Below are 19758 nucleotides of genomic sequence, written 5' to 3' on the forward strand. Positions count from 1 at the left end.
TTACTATTTTATTTACTGGCAAATAATTTTACATCATTTTCTGATATTTCTTTTTCACCTAAGATGATTAAGCGTTCTACGACGTTTCGTAATTCTCGAATATTTCCAGTCCAGTCATATTCTTGGAGTAATGTAATGGCTTGTTTTGAAAATTCTTTTTTAGGTGTTCCTTGTTCTTCTGATATTTTTTCAGTGAAGAAATCGATTAATAATGGAATATCAATTCTTCTATCATTTAATGCAGGGACTTTTATTAAAATAACGGCTAAACGATGGTATAAATCTTCTCGAAAACGTCCTTCGGCGATTTCATTTTTCAAATTTTTATTGGTTGCTGCAACAATTCGCACATTTACTTTGATATCTTTATCAGAACCGACACGTTGTATTTTATTTTCTTGCAAAGCTCGCAGTACTTTTGCTTGTGCCGATAAGCTCATATCGCCAATTTCGTCTAAAAAAATAGTTCCTCCATTTGCGGCTTCAAATTTCCCTGCACGATCTTTATTTGCACCTGTAAAAGATCCTTTTACGTGTCCAAAAAGTTCACTTTCTATGAGTTCTGATGGAATTGCGGCACAATTTACTTCAATCATGGGTGCTTTTACTCTATCTGATTTTTCATGTAGCCAATGTGCGACTAATTCTTTTCCTGTTCCATTTGGTCCAGTAATTAAAACGCGTGCATCGGTAGTGGCTACTTTTTCGATAATTTCTTTGATGTGCGTAATTTCAGGACTCTCGCCAATCATTTCATAATTTTTGCTGACTTTCTTTTTGAGTCGTTTATTTTCAACAACCAATTCTTTTTTATCCAACGCATTGCGAACGGTGTTTAATAAACGATTTAAATCTGGTGGTTTCGAGATATAATCAAACGCTCCTAAACGCATAGTATTTACGGCGGTATCTAAATCTCCATGTCCAGAAATCATGACCATTGCGGTTTCAGGTTTTATTTTTTTAGCTTTTTCTAACACCTCAACGCCGTCCATTTTTGGCATTTTAATATCACATAAAACCAAGTCATAGTCATTGTTTTTAATCATTTCGAGTCCGATTAAGCCATCTTGGGCTTCTTCTACCTGATACGTTTCATTTTCTTCTGAAATAATTTTTTTTAAAACCCTACGGATTGCCGATTCGTCTTCTATGATTAATATTTTACTCATCTATTTTGTGGATGTTATGTTTGCTGATATTATTTTTACTACTATTTATTAAAGTATCAAAATACAATAATTACGCCATAAAGCTATTGGTAATTTCTGTTAATTTCACAGATAATTTTACCCATAATTTCACCAATAACTTATTGTTTAATAATATGAATATCTCGTTGTGGAAATGGAATTGAAATTTGATGTTCTCTAAATAATTCATCAATTGTAAAACGCAAATCACTTTTAGGAATTTGTGCCTGAAAGCTATCGTTTAAAGTGAATATTAATTTAAAATCTAAAGAACTATCTCCAAAATTTTCAAAAATTACTAAAGGAGCAGGATGTTGATATATCTTCGGATGTTCGTTTGCTGCTTTTAATAATAATTCTTTTACCAACTGAACATCGCTTCCGTAGGCAACTCCAACGTTTACACTTTCGCGAGTTGTAGTTCCGTTTTGTGTCCAATTGTATAAACTATTTGTTAAATATTTATGGTTAGGAATAACCAATACTCTATTATCAATAGTTACGGCGCGAGTTGTTCTTAATTTTATTTCTTCTACTCTACCGACTTTTCCATCTAATTCGATAATATCACCAACATGCACACTTTGATCTACAATAATAAAAATACCTGATATTATATCCTGAAAAAAAGTTTGCAACGCCAAACCAACACCAATTAATAATGCTGCCGAAGCTGCAAAAATAGCGGTTACGTTTACTCCTAATGAATTTAAAGTAGTTAAAAAGATAATAATATATAACAACCAACTAGCAAAAGAGAAGACGGTATTAAACTTATTTTCATCTTCATTTTGGAGTCTTTTTTTTACAAATTTCTCAAAATATTTTAATAAAAAAGAGGCTAGAATAAGTACGATTAAAAGCATTAAAAGAGCTTTAATGCTGATGCCAATTTCTTTATTAAATTGAAACGTATAGTTTAATATTTTATTAAGTTCTTTCATGAAAATAAAATTAAAATAAATTGTTGATTTTAAACATAAAAAAAGCAGTTATTTTAAGATAACTGCTTTTTTGTATTTAAGTAGCATATTTTAATTACTATATCGAATCCATTTCCATAAATCTTTATAGGTTGGTTTTTTCCCGTACATTAAAATCCCGACTCTATAAATTTTTGCAGCAAACCACACAACGCCAATAAAAGTAGCGATTAACAATAGCATCGATAGCGCGATTTCCCACCAAGCAACGCCGAAAGGCACACGCATCAGCATCACTATTGGCGATGTAAACGGAATGTATGAGAAAATAACAGATACAGGACCGTGCGGATCGTTAATTACGGTAAATGCGCCTACATAAACCGCCAACATTAGTGGCATCATGATTGGCATTACAAATTGTTGAGTATCCGTTTCGTTATCAACAGCAGCACCGACAGCGGCAAATAATGAACTATATAACATATATCCCGCTAAAAAATAAAAGATAAATAAGAAAAATAAGGTAAACCAAGGTAATTTTCTAATCTCTAAGAATAACTCGGCTTTATCTCCCATGAATGCTTGCATTTTTGCGACTTGATTGGCATCAATATTTTTTGAAAAAACCTGTGAAGCATCAATTCCGATAAACAAAGAAACGCCTATCGCTCCTATCAAAAGTAAAATCCCCCAGATAAAAAATTGTAATAATCCAGCCGAAGCATTTCCGATAATTTTACCAAGCATCAATTGAAACGGTTTTACTGATGATACAATTACTTCGATAATTCTACTGGTTTTTTCTTCAATCACGCTACGCATTACCGATGTTCCGTAAATGATAACAAACATCATTAATAAGTATCCCGCTAGCGTTCCTACGCCGATTTTCATACTATTAATCATTTTTGATGATTTTTCACCAGAGAAATTATACATTTTGATATCCGAAGAAATTTTAGAGGCTTTTATTTTTTCCAGATTGATGCCTAATTGCTTCATTTTCAAATTTCGTAAATGAGTATTTACGTTGTATTCAATATTTTCGATAGTCGTTAAACCAGGACTTTCTTTGGAATAAAACTCGACTGATTTGGCTAATAATTCTAGGCTATCTTGTTTTGGAATCACTAAAACGCCAAAATGCTCGCCTGCTTCTACTTTCTTTTTAGTTTGCTCGACACCAAAGGCGGTAAAATCTTGATATTTTATGGTTTCGGTATCTTTAAAATCTTCTTTAGAAAAAACACCTGAATTATCGATATATACGATTTCTTTAATTTTCTGGTCATTTTGTTTCATCAAAAAAATAACCAATATAATCATGGCAATCATTATTACAGGACTTAAAAAAGTCATCATAATAAACGATTTATTTTTAACTTTCGCTTTAAATTCACGCGCGATAATTAATTGTAATTTACTCATTTTTCTAGCTATTTTTTTGTACTGCTTGAATAAAAATATCGTTGGCAGTTGGTATTAATTCTACAAAATGTTGCACTTGTCCTTGGGTGGTTAAAAATGCTAACAAATCGTTTGCAGAATTATTTTTTGTTAGTTGTACTTTTAATTTTAAGCCGTCATTTAACAGTTTAAAATCGGCAGGAAAAACCTTAAAATTTTGTTTTAGTTTTGCTTCTACTTCCGATGGATTTTGAGTTTCTAATCCAATTTGAAAAGTATTGGTTCTAAATTGACGTTTGATATCGTGTAATTTTCCATCTAATATTTTATTTGATTGATGAATTAAGGCAATTTCATCGCACATTTCTTCGACAGATTCCATTCTGTGGGTTGAAAAAATAATCGTTGCCCCTTCGTCACGCAATTGCAAAATTTCTTTGGCGATTAATTGGGCATTTATCGGATCGAAACCAGAGAAAGGTTCATCAAAAATTAATAATTTAGGCTGATGCAACACCGTAACAATAAATTGTACTTTTTGTGCCATTCCTTTTGATAATTCTTCTAATTTTTTATTCCACCAACTGCTAATTTCAAATTTATCGAACCAATATTTAAGCCGTTTTTTAGCTTCGGATTTACTCATTCCTTTGAGTTGTGCCAAGTACAAAGCTTGTTCGCCTACTTTCATTGATTTATATAAACCACGTTCTTCGGGTAAATATCCGATATTTTCTATATGATGCGGGGCTAATTTTTCGCCATCTAAAATTACTTCACCGCTATCGGGCATCGTTATTTGATTGATGATTCTAATTAAGGATGTTTTTCCTGCTCCATTAGGACCGAGTAAACCGAACACACTTCCTTTCTCGATACTAAGTGATACATTATTTAACGCAGTATAATCGCCATAACGTTTGACTACATTTTTAATTTCTAATAAATTACTCATTCTTTTTATAGTTGATTTTTTTGATGATTTTTTTAATAGTTTTTGATGATTTTACAATATATAAAAGTTGTATTTTAAAAGCTAGTAACACAAACTTACATCTTTTTATACGGATTAGTCATAACTTTATAGTAAACGTTACAGTAAAGTTTCGACTAAAGTTTACAGTTTAAATAAATGTTAAATTTACTATGCGTGCATAACTTTTAGTGTAAAATACTATGCACGCATAATAAATTTCTGTATCTTTGGACGAACATGGATAAAAATAAATCAATCGATCATCAACTAAGAGCCACTTGGCAAGCGGTTGCAAAAATGTACAATGAACAAGCTGCAAAGCATGACAGTACTATGGCAACAGCTTTTGTTTTGTTAAATATCGATTTTGAAACAGGAACTCCTTCCACCGCATTAGGTCCTTTAATGGGCATGGAACCCACTAGCCTTTCTCGTTTACTAAAAACAATGGAAGATAAAGGTATTATCTGCAGAGAAAAAAACCCAAATGACGGAAGAAGTGTTATTATTAAATTGACAGCTTACGGTAAAGAAATGCGTGAAATATCAAAAGGACATGTGTATCAATTTAATAATCAAGTAAAAAAACATCTTACGGAAGAAGAATTAAACCTTTTTTTTAAAGTAACAACAACCATAAATAAACTTATTACAGAAAAGAAAGTGTATATTGATAGCATCAAAAAAACTGTATAAAAACCTAAAAACAAATGACAAGAAGAATTAAAAAAGTAGCAATTATCGGTTCGGGGATTATGGGAAGCGGTATTGCATGTCATTTTGCCAACATTGGCGTTGAAGTCTTATTATTAGACATCGTTCCTAGAGAACTTAACGACAAAGAAAAAGCAAAAGGACTTACGTTAGAAGACAAAGCTGTTCGTAATCGTTTGGTTAATGACGCTTTAACGGCTTCTTTAAAATCGAAACCATCGCCAATTTATGCTCAAAAATTTGCTAGTAGAATTACCACTGGTAATTTAGAAGACGATATTGCAAAAGTTGCCGATGTTGATTGGATTATGGAAGTTGTTGTAGAACGATTAGATATTAAAAAAATCGTTTTTGAAAAATTAGAAAAATACCGTACTCCTGGTACTATTATTTCATCTAATACTTCAGGAATTCCTATCAAATTTATGAACGAAGGAAGAAGTGAAGATTTTCAAAAGCATTTTGCGGTAACTCACTTTTTTAATCCTCCACGTTATTTAAAATTATTTGAAGTTGTTCCTGGTCCTGATTGTAAACAAGAAGTTACTAACTTTTTAATGGATTATGGTTCTAAGTTTTTAGGAAAAACGTCTGTTTTAGCTAAAGATACGCCTGCTTTTATTGGTAACAGAATTGGAATCTTTGGAATTCAATCCTTATTTCATCAAGTAAAAGAATTGGGTTTAACCGTTGAAGAAGTTGATAAATTAACAGGTCCTGTAATTGGTCGTCCAAAATCGGCAACTTTTAGAACTGTTGATGTTGTAGGTTTAGATACTTTAGTACACGTTGCCAACGGTATTTACGAAAACTGCCCGAACGACGAAGCACACGATTTATTCAAATTGCCAAGTTTCATCAATACCATGATGGAAAATAAATGGTTAGGAAGTAAAACAAAACAAGGTTTTTATAAAAAAGTAGTAAACGCCGAAGGGAAAAAAGAAATTTTAACCTTAGATTTAGATACGATGGAATATCGTGCTTCAAAACGTGCGAAATTTGCTACTTTAGAATTAACAAAAACAATAGACAAACCAATTGACAGATTTAAAGTGTTAGTTGGCGGAAAAGATAAAGCGGGAGAATTTTACCGTAAAAACTTCGCAGCAATGTTTGCGTATGTTCAAAATAGAATTCCAGAAATTTCTGATGAATTATATAAAATTGACGATGCCATGAAAGCTGGTTTCGGTTGGGAAAATGGTCCTTTCGAAATTTGGGATGCCGTTGGTATCGAAAAAGGTATCGAATTAATGAAAGCCGAAGGAAACCAACCTGCTGCTTGGATTAGCGAAATGGTTGCAAATGGGCAAAAATCTTTTTACACGATTAAAGAAGGCGCAACGTATTTTTATGATGTTCCTAGTAAAACTCAAACTAAAAAACCAGGACAAGATGCATTTATCATTTTAGATAATATCAGAAAAACTACCGAAGTATTTAAAAACTCAGGTGTTGTTATTGAAGATTTAGGTGACGGTATTTTAAACTGTGAATTTCAGTCTAAAATGAACACCATTGGTGGCGATGTTTTAGCAGGATTAAACAAAGCTATTGATTTAGCTGAAAAAGATTTCCAAGGATTAGTTGTTGGTAATCAAGGTGCAAATTTCTCGGTTGGAGCAAATATCGGAATGATATTTATGATGGCTGTGGAGCAAGAATATGACGAATTAAACATGGCTATCAAGTATTTTCAAGATACGATGATGCGTATGCGTTATTCTTCAATTCCTACAATTGCAGCTCCTCACGGAATGTCGTTAGGTGGTGGTTGTGAATTATCATTACATGCCGATAAAGTGGTTGCTGCTGCGGAAACTTACATGGGATTAGTTGAATTCGGTGTTGGCGTTATCCCTGGTGGTGGTGGTTCTAAAGAAATGGCTTTAAGAGCTTCTGATACTTTTCATGAAGGAGATGTTCAATTAAACGTATTGCAGGAATATTTCTTAACCATCGGTATGGCAAAAGTAAGTACTTCTGCTTATGAGGCTTTCGATTTAGGCTTATTACAAAAAGGAAAAGATGTTGTTGTAGTAAACAGAGAACGTCAAATTGCACAAGCTAAAAAACACGCCGTATTAATGGCGGAAGCTGGTTATACACAACCTGCACTTCGTAAAGATGTGTTAGTTTTAGGAAAACAAGCCTTAGGTGCTTTTATGGTCGCTACCGATTCTATGCATGCAAGTAGATTTATATCAGAACACGACCAAAAAATCGCTAATAAGCTAGCGTATGTAATGGCTGGTGGAGATTTATCAGAACCAACAAGAGTTTCTGAACAATATTTATTAAACCTAGAGCGTGAAGCATTTTTAAGTTTAACAACCGAGCGTAAATCATTAGAACGTATTCAGCAAATGTTGAAAACAGGAAAACCATTACGTAACTAGACTTCACCCTAAAACATCAGAAGAAAAATGAAAACAGCATATATAGTACAAGGATATAGAACCGCTATTGGAAAATCAAAAAAAGGGGTATTTCGCTTTAAAAGAGCCGATGAATTAGCGGCAGAAACCATCCAATATTTGATGGAAAATTTACCCGATTTCGACAAAACTCGTATTGACGATGTTATTGTTGGTAACGCAATGCCTGAGGGTTCGCAAGGATTAAATATGGCACGTTTAATCTCTTTAATGGGATTAAAAATTGATGACGTTCCTGGAGTAACCGTAAATCGTTTTTGTTCATCAGGATTAGAAACTATTGGTATGGCAGTGGCTAAAATACAGTCAGGAATGGCAGAATGTATTATCGCTGGTGGTGCTGAAAGCATGAGTTCTGTACCAATGACAGGTTTTAAACCAGAATTAAACTACGATTTAGTTGCTGATGGTCATGCAGATTATTATTGGGGAATGGGAAATACTGCGGAAGCGGTTGCTGAAAAGTATAATATTTCTCGTGAAGACCAAGATGAATTTGCGTTAAACTCACATTTAAAAGCATTAAGAGCGCAAGCTGAAAATCGTTTTCAAGATCAAATAGTGCCGATTGAAGTGGAAGAAACGTATGTAGATGCAAACGGAAAAAAAGCGACTAGAAAATATACAGTTACAAAAGATGAAGGACCTCGTAAAGGGTCAAATATTGCTGGTTTAGAGCGTTTACGCCCTGTGTTTGCTACAAACGGAAGTGTTACCGCTGGTAACTCATCGCAAACAAGTGATGGAGCAGCATTTGTAATGGTAATGAGTGAAGATATGGTGAAAGAATTAAACATCAAACCAATTGCTCGTATGGTAAGTTATGCCGCTGCTGGTGTACCGCCAAGAATTATGGGTATTGGTCCAGTTGCAGCAATTCCAAAAGCATTAAAGCAAGCAGGATTAAAACAAGAAGACATCAGTTTAATTGAATTGAACGAAGCTTTTGCTTCTCAATCATTAGCCGTAATTCGTGAATTAGGATTGGATGCAGACATCATCAATGTAAATGGTGGTGCAATTGCTTTAGGACATCCTTTAGGTTGTACAGGAGCTAAATTATCTGTTCAATTATTTGATGAAATGCGCAAGCGTAACATGCAAGGAAAATACGGAATGGTAACCATGTGCGTAGGTACAGGGCAAGGTGCTGCTGGTATTTTCGAATTCTTAAACTAAACTAACAATTAAAAAAAACAAAAAATGGCAGATTTATTAAGAGGAGGTCAATTCCTTGTTAGAGAAACAAAGTGTGAAGACGTTTTTACTCCTGAAGATTTTACCGAAGAGCAAAAAATGATGAAAGAAGCGGTTATGGAATTTAATGACCGTGAAATTATGCCTCATAAAGCTCGTTTTGAAGCAAAAGACTATGCATTAACGCAAGAAGTAATGGGAAAAGCTGGAGAATTAGGTTTCTTAGGCGTTTCTGTTCCTGAAGCCTACGGCGGATTAGGAATGGGATTTGTTTCTACCATGTTAACGTGTGATTATATTTCAAGCGGAACAGGTTCTTTTAGTACTGCTTTCGGGGCACACACAGGTATTGGAACAATGCCAATTACTTTATATGGAACAGAAGCTCAAAAACAAAAATATGTTCCAAAATTAGCAACAGGTGAATGGTTTGGTTCGTACTGTTTAACAGAACCAGGTGCTGGTTCAGATGCTAATTCAGGAAAAACAACTGCAACATTATCTGAAGACGGAACACATTATAAATTAAACGGACAAAAAATGTGGATTTCAAACGCAGGTTTTTGTAACGTTATGATTGTTTTTGCTCGTATTGAAGATGATAAAAACATTACTGGTTTTATTGTTGAATATGACAAAGACAATAACAATGGTATTATTTTAGGTGAAGAAGAACATAAATTAGGAATCCGTGCTTCTTCAACTCGTCAGGTATTTTACAATGACACAATTGTGCCGATTGAAAATATGTTATCAGCAAGAGGAAATGGTTTTAAAATTGCCATGAATGCCTTAAATATTGGTCGTATTAAATTAGCCGCTGCTTGTTTGGATTCTCAAAGAAGAATTACCAGTATCGCAATTAATTACGCAAACGAACGTAAGCAATTTAAAACTTCAATTTCAGAATTTGGAGCTATCAAAATGAAATTAGCAGAAATGGCTACCAATGCGTATGTGGGAGAATCGGCATCGTATAGAGCTGCTAAAAATATTGAAGACAGAATTGCATTACGTGAAGCGGAAGGAAATACGCATCAAGAAGCGGAATTAAAAGGAGTTGAAGAATATGCTATTGAATGTTCTATTTTAAAAGTGGCTGTTTCTGAAGATGTACAAGCGTGTGCTGATGAAGGAATTCAAATTTTTGGAGGTATGGGATTCTCGGAAGAAACTCCTATGGAATCGGCTTGGAGAGATGCGCGTATTGCTCGTATTTATGAAGGAACAAACGAAATTAACAGATTACTTTCTGTTGGAATGTTGGTTAAAAAAGCAATGAAAGGTCATGTAGATTTATTAAATCCTGCAATGGCTGTTGGGGAAGAATTATTAGGTATTCCTTCTTTTGATACGCCTGATTATTCTGAATTATTTGCGGAAGAAAAAGAAATGGTTGCTAAATTAAAGAAAGTTTTCTTGATGGTTGCCGGATCTGCAATTCAAAAATTTGGTCCAGAATTAGAGCAGCACCAACAATTATTAACGGCTGCTTCTAATATTTTAATTGAAACTTATATGGCAGAATCTGCTATTTTGAGAACTGAAAAGAACGCTAAACGTTTTGGTAAAGATTCTCAAAAAGAACAGATTGCAATGACGCAATTATATTTATATAATGCGGTAGATATTATTATCAAAAATGCTAAAGAAGGAATTGTTTCTTTTGCTGAAGGTGATGAACAACGCATGATGTTAATGGGCTTAAAACGTTTTACAAAATACGCAAATCAGCCAAACGTAATCGGATTACGTAATATGATTGCAGAAAAATTAAAAGCAGAAAATAAATACTGTTTCTAGGAAAATATTAAAAAAATCTTCTTTAACTTTTCATAATGGGTTTTAGAATTTAGTTGTTTGTTTAGAAGGTTGTCAAATTAATTTTTGACAACCTTTTTTTATTCATCATTAATTTAATAAATTAACAAACAATAATTTTTTACAAAAACAATCCATGCAAATTACAACAAACTTTGATGCTGGTAATATTACCGTAGTATCGCAACAAGAAAACACGACACAATTAAAAATACGTAAAGACACCAACTCTCATTTTTTTCAATGGTTTAATTTCAAAATTACCGATGTTATTGTAGGAGAAACCTATAATTTCTGTATTGAAAATGCCAGCGAAAGTGCTTTTGCCGATGGTTGGGAAGATTATAAAACAACGGCTTCTTACGATGCTAAAAATTGGTTTCGTTTACAAAACACCGAATATAAAAATGGCAAACTTTACTTTAGCATTACGCCAACTCAAACCGAGGTTGATTTTGCCTATTTTACGCCTTTTACTTACCAGCAACATCTTAATTTAGTGGCAACTGCAACTAAAAGTCCTTTATGTACAACCACTATTTTAGGGGAAACTATTAACAAAAAACCTATTGAATTGTTACAATTCGGAACTCCTAGTGCCGATAAAAAAAATATCTGGATTATTGCACGTCAGCATCCTGGCGAAAGCATGGCGGAGTGGTTTATCAAAGGAATTGTGGATCGTTTTGTTACTAAAAATATTTCTGAAGATACAACGATTGAAAAATTAGTAGAAACTTGCTGTTTTTATATCATTCCGAACATGAATATTGATGGAAGTATTGCAGGAAACTTGCGTGTAAATACCTTAGGAATTAATTATAATAGAGTTTGGGAAAACCCGAATAAAGCTACTGAGCCAGAGGTTTATTATTGCAAACAAAAAATGCAAGAAACAGGTTTAGATTTTTTATTAGACGTTCATGGCGATGAAGCAATTCCTTATAATTTTGTAACCAGTTTACAAGGAATACCAAGCATTACTGATAAAATTTTATCCGAAGAAATTCGTTTTAAAAAGGAATGGATGTCGGTAAATCCTGAATTTCAAGATGTGTATAAATACGAAAACAGCGCACCAAACGAAGCAAATTTAGCCGTTTGTTCGAATCAAATTGGTGAACTTTTTAAAACACTTTCTTTTACCTTAGAAATGCCTTTTAAAGACAACAACGATCTTCCTGATGCCGAAAAAGAATGGTCGGGTGAACGTTCGGAAGTTTTAGGTGCTTCTTTTTTAACAGCTTTAGAAGGATTTTTATCAGAAACAAAATAACAGAGTATCAAAATATAAATTAAAAATATAATGAAATCGATTTTTAAAATAAATTTTGAAATTAATGATATTGCTAAATTAAAAGATGAATTTTTTTTTGATAAAAAATCAAATACGGCAGCAATCAGTGAAGATGATATCGCAACTATTTTATCTGAATTAACGGCATTAATTATTGATTTAAAAAAGAAACATAAAATATATCAATTTAATTATACCATTGGTTTAATCGATGAAAATAATAAAATTGATGCGCCAAAACTATTATTTACTGATGAAAAAACACTTTTTAATGAAGTGTCAAAATACAGCGCTTTAACATCGGCAACAATTAAATATCTTGAAGCAACTGACCATGGAGAATATGATTCGAGAATTTGGGAAGATTGCGAAAATCCGTTAGGAACACAAGCTATTTTATCATTAGTTACTAAAGATAAAAAATGGATGCCTGAATATATCGATTTTTTAAGAACCTGTGATTTAGACCACGAAGTAAATCAGGGTGGCGATATAGAAGAACTAATTGAACAATACGGATGGTGCAAAGAAACAGCTACCCTTGCGATTGCTCGATTAATAACCTGTTGCGGGCAACATGGAAGTGACCAATTTGAAGATTTATTAGAGGCTGGTCTTTCTGATTATATTCAAGAAAATAAACAATTATTTCTTGAAAAATTGATGGAAGAATTTAAATATGCTTTAGATAGTGATAGTTGTTATTCACCAAGTTTAAATGCTTCAAAAGAAGATTATTTAAATGAATATTTTGAATATGTTGAGGTTCTTACTAGCGTGCTTGATAAAAATGATTTTGATAAAATCAGCAAAGATTTATTAGCTATTTGGACTGATTTTAATGAATTTTGATAAGTTTTTGATAAAAAAAGAGCGTTTACAAAACATGTAAACGCTCTTTTAAATTTTTATTTTTTTTAAAAAAAGATATTGCTATTTATTTTAAAGCACCTAAGTAACGCTCTGCATCTAAGGCTGCCATACATCCTGAACCCGCTGCTGTTACTGCCTGACGGTATTCTTTATCTTGAATATCACCTGCTGCAAAAACTCCTGGTAAATTTGTTTTGGTCGATTTTCCTTTGGTAATTAAATACCCAACTTCATCCATATCTAAAACACCTTTAAATAAATCTGAATTTGGTTTGTGTCCGATAGCGATAAAAACACCTGTTACCGCAATTTCTTTTTTCTCGTTCGTTTGATTGTTAATAGCACGAACGCCTTCAACAACCTTATCGCCTAAAATTTCGTCTATTTCGGTATTGTATAATACTTCGATATTAGTTGTTTTATTCACACGATGTTGCATTGCTTTTGATGCTTTCATGTAATCTTTTCGAACTAATAAGGTCACTTTATTACAGATATTCGCTAAATAAGTTGCTTCTTCGGCAGCGGTATCTCCTGCTCCAACGACAACGACATCTTGTCCTTTGTAGAAAAAACCATCACAAGTAGCACATGCCGAAACTCCACCACCAATTAGGCGTTGTTCACTTTCTAAACCTAAATATTTAGCCGTTGCTCCTGTTGAGATTATAATTGTTTCTGCTTCTATTTCAATAGATTCATCAACAATTACTTTGTGGATTCCTCCTATTTCGGTACTTAAATCAACTTTTGTAACCATTCCAAAACGAACGTCAGTTCCAAAACGTTCTGCTTGTTTTTGCAAATCATTCATCATTGCAGTTCCATCTGTTCCATTTGGATATCCAGGAAAATTATCAACTTCTGTGGTGGTGGTTAACTGCCCTCCCATTTGCATTCCTGTGTACATTACAGGTTTCATATCTGCTCTTGCAGCGTATATTGCAGCAGTATATCCTGCTGGTCCTGAACCAATAATCAAACATTTTATTTTTTCTGCCATCATCTATTTTTTTTGTATTACAAATGTAATTTTTTTTGACATTTAATGTCTTTTTTTAACATCTATTTTGATAATACATTCATAATTGAAAATGATAATAGTCTCAAAATAAAATATTTTTTTATTTTTTATTAATTTTTTTGATATTTTCTTTGATATGTAGTTATTTATTGTATATTTGCAGTCCGATAACCGTACGGGGTGTAGCGTAGCCCGGTCATCGCGCCTCGTTTGGGACGAGGAGGTCGCAGGTTCGAATCCTGCCACCCCGACTTAAAACCTTAATAATCTTGCTAGATTGTTAAGGTTTTTTTTGTGCTCTTTATTTTGATTAAAAGTTAACGGATTCGATTTCTTATTTTTCTCTGATATTTTTTTCAGATGAAATTTAAACAGGCTCTTAGCAATCATTTTTATTATATAATAAATCATCAAACAAAATAGCTTCTAATTTTTCTGATGAAGTTTCATCTAATATTGTTTTTTCTAATATGACTTTAAATTGTTTTTTAGTGTTTGGACTTATCCAAGTTCCATAAAATGAATTATTTTGTTTTTGTAAAAATAATGCTCCCGAAAAATTATCTTCAACCATTGCGTATTTCTTGTTTTGTTTATCGGTGGTAATATTTAAAAGAATCCATTTTTTTTGATTATCATATTTATACATCGCATTTAAAATTGTTAAATTTCCGCCACACGGATGTTCTTGTTCGTTTATATACAGTGTTATTTTAATACTTCCATTTAAAGTTCCTTTGTATAATTCTTTTTGATTTTTCTCTTGATATCTTTCTTGATATATTTCTTGAAATTTGTCTTGATTTTTGTCTTTACAGGGTAAAAATAATACTGCGAGGAATAGAATGATAGTTTTCATTTTATTAGTTTTTTATATTTTATATTAAATAACATCAATAATTTTTTCTAAAATATGATGTATTACGCCAACTATAATCACGATTATACTGAAAAATAGAAAACGAATACGAGTTAATTTCGCTTTATTTTTAAATTTTTTCTTCAGATAAAAAACATCAAGAATAACATATAGCAAAGCAATAATACTTCCAATACTTAAACCTACATGAAATAATACAACATCATAAATCCAATCAAAAACGTTAAGAATTCCTATTGATGATGATTTTGGTTTTGCTCCTAAAACAATTCGCATATATCCAATTCCTGATAAAAGAGATAAAATAACCCAAAAAAAATAATCCCGAATTTGATATACTAATTTCATAAAAACTACACATTTCTTAAAACGAAAAAGTACTATTTTATTTTTTCTTATTGACTTAAATTAAGCTTTAAGTTTACGTAAATTTGTTTTTTATGGATTTTTAGCTATAAACAGCACTTTATTTACTATCAATTATGGAAAAAACAACACTTAGAAAAATATATAAACAAAAAAGAGCCGAATTAACTTCACTAGAAATAGCAGTATTTCAAGAAAGTATTTATCAGCAAATTTTCAACTCAGAAATAATTGATTTCAATGCGATAAACAATGTTCATTTATTTTTATCGATGCGAAAATTTAAGGAAATAGATACGCAACCTATTATTAATTTTTTCAGAAGTAAAGGAAAAAAAATAATTGTTAGTCAATGTAATTTTGCTGATGATTCGCTCACACATTTTTATTTAGAAGAAAATACTGAATTAATTTTAAATAAATTCGGCGTTCCCGAGCCTGTAAATGCTACAGAAGTTGCTGTTACAGAAATTGATTTGGTTTTTGTGCCGATGTTAATTTCTGATAAAGAAAATTACAGAGTTGGTTACGGAAAAGGATTTTACGATCGTTTTTTAGCCAATTGTAGAGAAGATACTAAAACAATCGGGCTTAATTTCTTTCCGCCAATCGCCAAAATTTCCGATTGTAATGAATATGATATTCCGCTTGACAATATTATATTTCCGATATAAAACATAAAAAATCCCGTAAAATTTTACGGGATTTTTTATGTTTTATCTATTTTTTAAAATGTTTTTCAGAAAAAATCAGGAATAAATTATCCGTTCATCGAAATTAAAAATTCTTCATTATTTTTAGAAAGTCGAATTCTATCATTAATAAACGTCATTGCTTCCACTGGGTTCATATCTGCTAAATATTTACGCAATACCCACATACGTTTTACGGTTTTTGGGTCTAACAATAAATCATCACGACGCGTACTCGATTTAATTAAATCAATCGCTGGATAAATTCTACGGTTTGAAATATTACGATCTAATTGTAGTTCCATATTTCCAGTTCCTTTAAATTCTTCAAAGATAACCTCATCCATTTTCGAACCAGTTTCGGTAAGTGCCGTTGCGATAATAGTTAACGAACCACCATTTTCAATATTACGCGCCGCTCCAAAGAAACGTTTTGGCTTATGCAAGGCATTGGCATCAATACCTCCTGATAAAATTTTACCTGAAGCAGGTGCAACGGTATTGTAAGCTCTTGCTAAACGTGTAATTGAATCTAATAAAATAACCACATCATGTCCACATTCTACCAAACGTTTTGCTTTTTCTAAAACGATATTAGCAACACGAACGTGTTTATCGGCAGGTTCATCAAAGGTTGAAGCAACTACTTCTCCACGAACATTACGTTTCATATCTGTAACTTCTTCGGGTCTTTCATCAATTAACAAAACAATTTGATACACTTCAGGATGATTTGCTGCAATAGCATTTGCGACATCCTTTAATAACATTGTTTTACCTGTTTTTGGTTGTGATACAATCATACCACGTTGTCCTTTTCCGATAGGAGAAAATATATCAATAATTCTAGTAGATAAAGAGCTTCCTTTTTCGGCTAGATTGAATTTTTCATCTGAAAATAAGGGTGTTAAATGTTCGAAAGAAACTCTATCACGAACAATATTTGGATTTAAACCGTTAATTTTTGAAACTCTAATTAGTGGGAAGTATTTTTCGCCTTCTTTCGGCGGACGGACATTTCCAAGAACGGTATCTCCTGTTTTTAGTCCGAATAATTTTATTTGAGATTGAGAAACGTAAATATCATCGGGTGATGATAGGTAATTATAATCTGATGAGCGTAAAAATCCATAACCGTCAGGCATCATTTCTAGCACGCCTTCACTTTCGATAATTCCATCAAATTCAAAATCGGGATCTCGATATTTGTTACCGCTTTTATGAGTTGTTTTTTGTTGATTTTTATGTTGCGGTTTTTTCCCTGCTTCGACTACTGCTCTTGGTCTTGGCGTTGGTTTTGGTATTGGTTTTTTGGAATCTGTTTGTGTTCTCGGATTTGGAGCTTGTTTTTTTGTAGCTTCCACGACTGCTCTTGGTCTTGGTCTTGAAATTATTTTTTTAACGGCTGCTTTTGAATCTTTTTCTTCAGCAACATTTTTTTCAATTTCAGTTGATTTGTTAAGCTCTTTTGTTGGGCTATTTTTAATTTTTGAAACAGGAGTTACTTTATTGGCTACTGTTTTTTGAACATTTTCGATGTTTTCAACTTTTTCTGCGTTTTCAACATTTTGAACATTTTGAACGTTCTCAAGATTATTTTCAACAGCTACATTTTTATTTTCTTGTTGCTTTTCTTGTTCTTGTTGTGTTTGTTCCAAAATTTTTTCTTTGGATGATTTTTCTATTCTTTTCCGCTTCGGTTTTTCCGCTATTGCTTCAGGTTGATTGACACTAACTTGGGGTTGTGCTTCTAAAATTTTAGAAACTAAATCTAATTTTTTTAATTGACTTACTCTAGTTAACCCTATCGTTTTTGCAATTGCTTGTAAATCTATTAATTTTTTAGTTTTTAATTCGGAAATATCGAGCATTCGTGAAATTATTAAGTTGTATAATCCTTAGTTTAAGAAAAAGGATTTAATTGTATTTAAATTTTTATGATTTCAAATTATATAGGAACTATATAATTATGTTATTGTGCAGGTACTTATCTGACAAATATATACAAATATTTTAACTTGTAATATTTCTTTTTAAAAAAATAAATATTATATTTGCTATCCAATCTTAAATATGATACAAAGAAAACAATCTTTATACTTATTCATTGCAGGAATTTTGTCAGGTATTTTACCTTTTGTGTTTAGTCTTTGGACTACACAGTCAGCTATTTCTGTGTATATAATTGATTTATTCTCTAGTGTTTCGCTGTTAGAAAAAGCGACGCCTATCTTATTTTTGATGTCTGCTTTACTATCAATTGTAACCTTATTTTTATTTAAGAAAAGGGAATTACAATTTGTTTTAGGGCGTTTAAATATTTTGATTAATCTTTTTTTAGTAGGTATTTTGATTTATCTATCACAAACATTATCTGGAGAGGCTTCGGTTTCCGAGAAAGGTATTGGGATGTTCCTTCCTATTCTTGTTATTTTGTTAGTAGTTTTAGCAAATAAAGCCATCAAGAAGGATGAAGATCTTGTAAAATCTGTAGATAGAATTCGATAATCCTAATATATATTTTAGTGCGACAAAAACCGAGGTGAAGACCTCGGTTTTTACATTTTCACTCTTTATTATTCTTTATTATTCTTTTAAAATTTAACGTTTAGTTTAGCATTTATTTTTTTCCTAATTCGATAACTTCCATATTGAGAATTTCGCCTTTATCCAATTCAAAACGAAGCATTGTTCTTATTTTATGAAACCCATATTTTCCTGATGCTCCTGGATTTAAGTGTAATAAATTAAATTTTTGGTCGTACTGAACTTTTAAAATATGAGAATGTCCACTAATAAATATTTTAGGTGATTTCTGCTGTAATTCTTCCCGAACTCTGGGTTTGTAGGCGTTTGGATATCCCCCGATATGTGTTATCCAAACCGAAACATCTTCCACTATAAATCGATTATCTAACGGAAATTCTGCTCTTGCATTATTATCATCAATATTTCCATAAACGGCTCTTAGTGGCTTGAGTTTTTTTATGGTATCAGTTACTTTTAAATCGCCAATATCGCCTGCATGCCAAACCTCATCGGCTTGTTTTACAAACTTCAAGATTTGATTATCAATAAAACTATGCGTATCGGAAAGTAATAGTATTTTTTTCATCAATACAAAATTACTCAAATCAACAAGAAATCAGGTGAATATTTCATAATTTAGCCATTTAAATTTCGTGTTTTTTGAGATATTTTATTGAATTAGCGTATAAAGGAAAAAAGTATCATGGTTGGCAAATACAACCTGATGCCGTATCAGTACAAGAAAAAATAAACAAGGCAATTAGCACTGTTTTAAGAGAAAATATTATGATTACAGGCGCAGGAAGAACCGATACTGGCGTACACGCTTCGCAAATGTTTGCTCATTTTGATACCGATGCTATCTTAACTAATCAATTTGCGTTTCGATTAAATGCACTTTTACCTGATGATATTGTAATTTTTAACTGTAAATTGGTGCATGATACTGCACACGCTCGTTTCGATGCCACGAGTCGAAGTTATGAATATAAAATTTGGCTCGGTAGAAATCCTTTTTCGTTAGATACTTCTTGGCAATTATACAATCAGCAATTAAATATTGATTTGATGAACCAAGCAGGAGCGATTTTATACAAGCATCAAGATTTTGAATGTTTTTCAAAAGTAAAAACAGACGTACATACTTTTAATTGTGATATTACCAATGCTGTTTGGAAATTAAACGGCAATGAATTAACGTTTCATATTAGTGCCAATCGATTTTTAAGAAATATGGTTCGAGCGATTGTCGGTACTTTAATTGATGTTGGAACAGGCAAAATAAGTCTGGAAGATTTTAAGAAAATTATCGAACGTAAAAACAGAAGTAACGCAGGAACATCAGCACCTGCAAAGGGATTATTTTTAACAAAAGTTGCCTACGATTATATCTAATTAACAGATACTATTTGGCAAAAAAAT

At 32.2% G+C, this 19758-nt stretch carries 18 protein-coding genes and 1 tRNA gene; 10 read left to right on the top strand and 9 right to left on the bottom strand.

Annotated features, from left to right (window positions below; translation table 11 throughout):
• Positions 1-8: 8 nt before the first annotated feature.
• The 4 genes from L0U72_RS07565 to L0U72_RS07580 form a co-directional block, all read right to left on the bottom strand.
• Positions 9-1172 carry a sigma-54-dependent transcriptional regulator gene (locus L0U72_RS07565; protein WP_101916738.1) on the bottom strand — a complete coding sequence of 388 codons (1164 nt, stop codon included), beginning with the start codon at positions 1170-1172 and terminating at the stop codon, positions 9-11.
• 140 nt (positions 1173-1312) lie between these two features.
• Entirely contained in the window at positions 1313-2137 is an 825-nt protein-coding gene (locus tag L0U72_RS07570; RefSeq protein ID WP_233861350.1) for a mechanosensitive ion channel family protein, read from the bottom strand.
• Positions 2138-2227: 90 nt separating this feature from the next.
• A complete protein-coding gene (locus tag L0U72_RS07575) occupies positions 2228-3547 on the bottom strand; it encodes an ABC transporter permease (RefSeq protein ID WP_233897355.1) in 1320 nt (439 codons plus the stop codon).
• 4 nt (positions 3548-3551) lie between these two features.
• Positions 3552-4481: an ABC transporter ATP-binding protein gene (locus L0U72_RS07580; RefSeq protein ID WP_101916741.1), complete on the bottom strand. Its 930-nt coding sequence runs from the start codon at positions 4479-4481 to the stop codon at positions 3552-3554.
• Positions 4482-4739: 258 nt separating this feature from the next.
• On the opposite strand from L0U72_RS07580, the gene L0U72_RS07585 reads away from it, so the two are divergent.
• The 6 genes from L0U72_RS07585 to L0U72_RS07610 all read left to right on the top strand — a co-directional run bounded on the left by L0U72_RS07585 (position 4740) and on the right by L0U72_RS07610 (position 12824).
• Positions 4740-5198 (top strand): MarR family winged helix-turn-helix transcriptional regulator, encoded by a 459-nt coding sequence (locus L0U72_RS07585; RefSeq protein WP_101916742.1) that lies wholly within the window; start codon positions 4740-4742, stop codon positions 5196-5198.
• 14 nt (positions 5199-5212) lie between these two features.
• Complete coding sequence (locus tag L0U72_RS07590; protein WP_233898797.1) at positions 5213-7618, top strand: 3-hydroxyacyl-CoA dehydrogenase/enoyl-CoA hydratase family protein; 2406 nt, start codon at positions 5213-5215, stop codon at positions 7616-7618.
• 27 nt (positions 7619-7645) lie between these two features.
• Positions 7646-8836, top strand: a complete 1191-nt coding sequence (locus L0U72_RS07595) for an acetyl-CoA C-acyltransferase (RefSeq protein WP_233898798.1) — start codon at positions 7646-7648, stop codon at positions 8834-8836.
• A 24-nt stretch (positions 8837-8860) separates the two neighbouring features.
• Positions 8861-10657, top strand: a complete 1797-nt coding sequence (locus L0U72_RS07600) for an acyl-CoA dehydrogenase family protein (RefSeq protein WP_233883657.1) — start codon at positions 8861-8863, stop codon at positions 10655-10657.
• A 154-nt stretch (positions 10658-10811) separates the two neighbouring features.
• Positions 10812-11951 (top strand): M14 family metallopeptidase, encoded by a 1140-nt coding sequence (locus tag L0U72_RS07605; protein ID WP_233898799.1) that lies wholly within the window; start codon positions 10812-10814, stop codon positions 11949-11951.
• Positions 11952-11981: 30 nt separating this feature from the next.
• On the top strand, positions 11982-12824 hold the full coding sequence (locus L0U72_RS07610; RefSeq protein WP_233898800.1) for a hypothetical protein: 843 nt from the start codon (positions 11982-11984) through the stop codon (positions 12822-12824).
• A gap of 85 nt (positions 12825-12909) precedes the next feature.
• Here L0U72_RS07610 and trxB read toward each other — a convergent pair whose 3' ends face one another.
• Positions 12910-13848: a thioredoxin-disulfide reductase gene (gene trxB, locus L0U72_RS07615; protein WP_233861344.1), complete on the bottom strand. Its 939-nt coding sequence runs from the start codon at positions 13846-13848 to the stop codon at positions 12910-12912.
• Between the two features lie 197 nt (positions 13849-14045).
• On the opposite strand from trxB, the gene L0U72_RS07620 reads away from it, so the two are divergent.
• Positions 14046-14120 (top strand) — tRNA-Pro (locus L0U72_RS07620).
• 128 nt (positions 14121-14248) lie between these two features.
• Here L0U72_RS07620 and L0U72_RS07625 read toward each other — a convergent pair.
• Together L0U72_RS07625 and L0U72_RS07630 are read right to left on the bottom strand one after the other, a co-directional pair.
• Entirely contained in the window at positions 14249-14728 is a 480-nt protein-coding gene (locus tag L0U72_RS07625) for a hypothetical protein (RefSeq protein WP_233861343.1), read from the bottom strand.
• A gap of 24 nt (positions 14729-14752) precedes the next feature.
• Positions 14753-15097 (bottom strand): hypothetical protein, encoded by a 345-nt coding sequence (locus tag L0U72_RS07630; RefSeq protein ID WP_233898801.1) that lies wholly within the window; start codon positions 15095-15097, stop codon positions 14753-14755.
• Between the two features lie 134 nt (positions 15098-15231).
• On the opposite strand from L0U72_RS07630, the gene L0U72_RS07635 reads away from it, so the two are divergent.
• Entirely contained in the window at positions 15232-15789 is a 558-nt protein-coding gene (locus tag L0U72_RS07635; protein WP_233898802.1) for a 5-formyltetrahydrofolate cyclo-ligase, read from the top strand.
• 86 nt (positions 15790-15875) lie between these two features.
• Here the strand turns inward: L0U72_RS07635 and rho are convergent, their stop codons facing one another.
• Entirely contained in the window at positions 15876-17678 is a 1803-nt protein-coding gene (rho, locus tag L0U72_RS07640; RefSeq protein WP_233898803.1) for a transcription termination factor Rho, read from the bottom strand.
• A gap of 202 nt (positions 17679-17880) precedes the next feature.
• Between rho and L0U72_RS07645 the strand changes: the two genes are divergently transcribed.
• Entirely contained in the window at positions 17881-18315 is a 435-nt protein-coding gene (locus tag L0U72_RS07645; protein WP_101916753.1) for a DUF4293 domain-containing protein, read from the top strand.
• Between the two features lie 112 nt (positions 18316-18427).
• Here L0U72_RS07645 and L0U72_RS07650 read toward each other — a convergent pair whose 3' ends face one another.
• Positions 18428-18922, bottom strand: coding sequence for a metallophosphoesterase family protein (locus L0U72_RS07650; RefSeq protein ID WP_233861339.1), 495 nt, complete (start codon positions 18920-18922; stop codon positions 18428-18430).
• Between the two features lie 74 nt (positions 18923-18996).
• Here L0U72_RS07650 and truA point away from each other — a divergent pair, with 74 nt between their 5' ends.
• Positions 18997-19731, top strand: a complete 735-nt coding sequence (gene truA, locus L0U72_RS07655) for a tRNA pseudouridine(38-40) synthase TruA (RefSeq protein ID WP_101916755.1) — start codon at positions 18997-18999, stop codon at positions 19729-19731.
• Positions 19732-19758 lie beyond the last annotated feature (27 nt).

The organism is Tenacibaculum piscium (assembly GCF_021390755.1).
Taxonomy (GTDB): Bacteria; Bacteroidota; Bacteroidia; order Flavobacteriales; family Flavobacteriaceae; genus Polaribacter; species Polaribacter piscius.

What these genes read in the sequence shown, in the direction of transcription:
- L0U72_RS07565 (WP_101916738.1), bottom strand. Translation starts at nt 1,172, where the DNA reads ATGAGTAAAATATTAATCATAGAAGACGAATCGGCAATCCGTAGGGTT.
- L0U72_RS07570 (WP_233861350.1), bottom strand. Translation starts at nt 2,137, where the DNA reads ATGAAAGAACTTAATAAAATATTAAACTATACGTTTCAATTTAATAAA.
- L0U72_RS07575 (WP_233897355.1), bottom strand. Translation starts at nt 3,547, where the DNA reads ATGAGTAAATTACAATTAATTATCGCGCGTGAATTTAAAGCGAAAGTT.
- L0U72_RS07580 (WP_101916741.1), bottom strand. Translation starts at nt 4,481, where the DNA reads ATGAGTAATTTATTAGAAATTAAAAATGTAGTCAAACGTTATGGCGAT.
- L0U72_RS07585 (WP_101916742.1), top strand. Translation starts at nt 4,740, where the DNA reads ATGGATAAAAATAAATCAATCGATCATCAACTAAGAGCCACTTGGCAA.
- L0U72_RS07590 (WP_233898797.1), top strand. Translation starts at nt 5,213, where the DNA reads ATGACAAGAAGAATTAAAAAAGTAGCAATTATCGGTTCGGGGATTATG.
- L0U72_RS07595 (WP_233898798.1), top strand. Translation starts at nt 7,646, where the DNA reads ATGAAAACAGCATATATAGTACAAGGATATAGAACCGCTATTGGAAAA.
- L0U72_RS07600 (WP_233883657.1), top strand. Translation starts at nt 8,861, where the DNA reads ATGGCAGATTTATTAAGAGGAGGTCAATTCCTTGTTAGAGAAACAAAG.
- L0U72_RS07605 (WP_233898799.1), top strand. Translation starts at nt 10,812, where the DNA reads ATGCAAATTACAACAAACTTTGATGCTGGTAATATTACCGTAGTATCG.
- L0U72_RS07610 (WP_233898800.1), top strand. Translation starts at nt 11,982, where the DNA reads ATGAAATCGATTTTTAAAATAAATTTTGAAATTAATGATATTGCTAAA.
- trxB (WP_233861344.1), bottom strand. Translation starts at nt 13,848, where the DNA reads ATGGCAGAAAAAATAAAATGTTTGATTATTGGTTCAGGACCAGCAGGA.
- L0U72_RS07625 (WP_233861343.1), bottom strand. Translation starts at nt 14,728, where the DNA reads ATGAAAACTATCATTCTATTCCTCGCAGTATTATTTTTACCCTGTAAA.
- L0U72_RS07630 (WP_233898801.1), bottom strand. Translation starts at nt 15,097, where the DNA reads ATGAAATTAGTATATCAAATTCGGGATTATTTTTTTTGGGTTATTTTA.
- L0U72_RS07635 (WP_233898802.1), top strand. Translation starts at nt 15,232, where the DNA reads ATGGAAAAAACAACACTTAGAAAAATATATAAACAAAAAAGAGCCGAA.
- rho (WP_233898803.1), bottom strand. Translation starts at nt 17,678, where the DNA reads ATGCTCGATATTTCCGAATTAAAAACTAAAAAATTAATAGATTTACAA.
- L0U72_RS07645 (WP_101916753.1), top strand. Translation starts at nt 17,881, where the DNA reads ATGATACAAAGAAAACAATCTTTATACTTATTCATTGCAGGAATTTTG.
- L0U72_RS07650 (WP_233861339.1), bottom strand. Translation starts at nt 18,922, where the DNA reads ATGAAAAAAATACTATTACTTTCCGATACGCATAGTTTTATTGATAAT.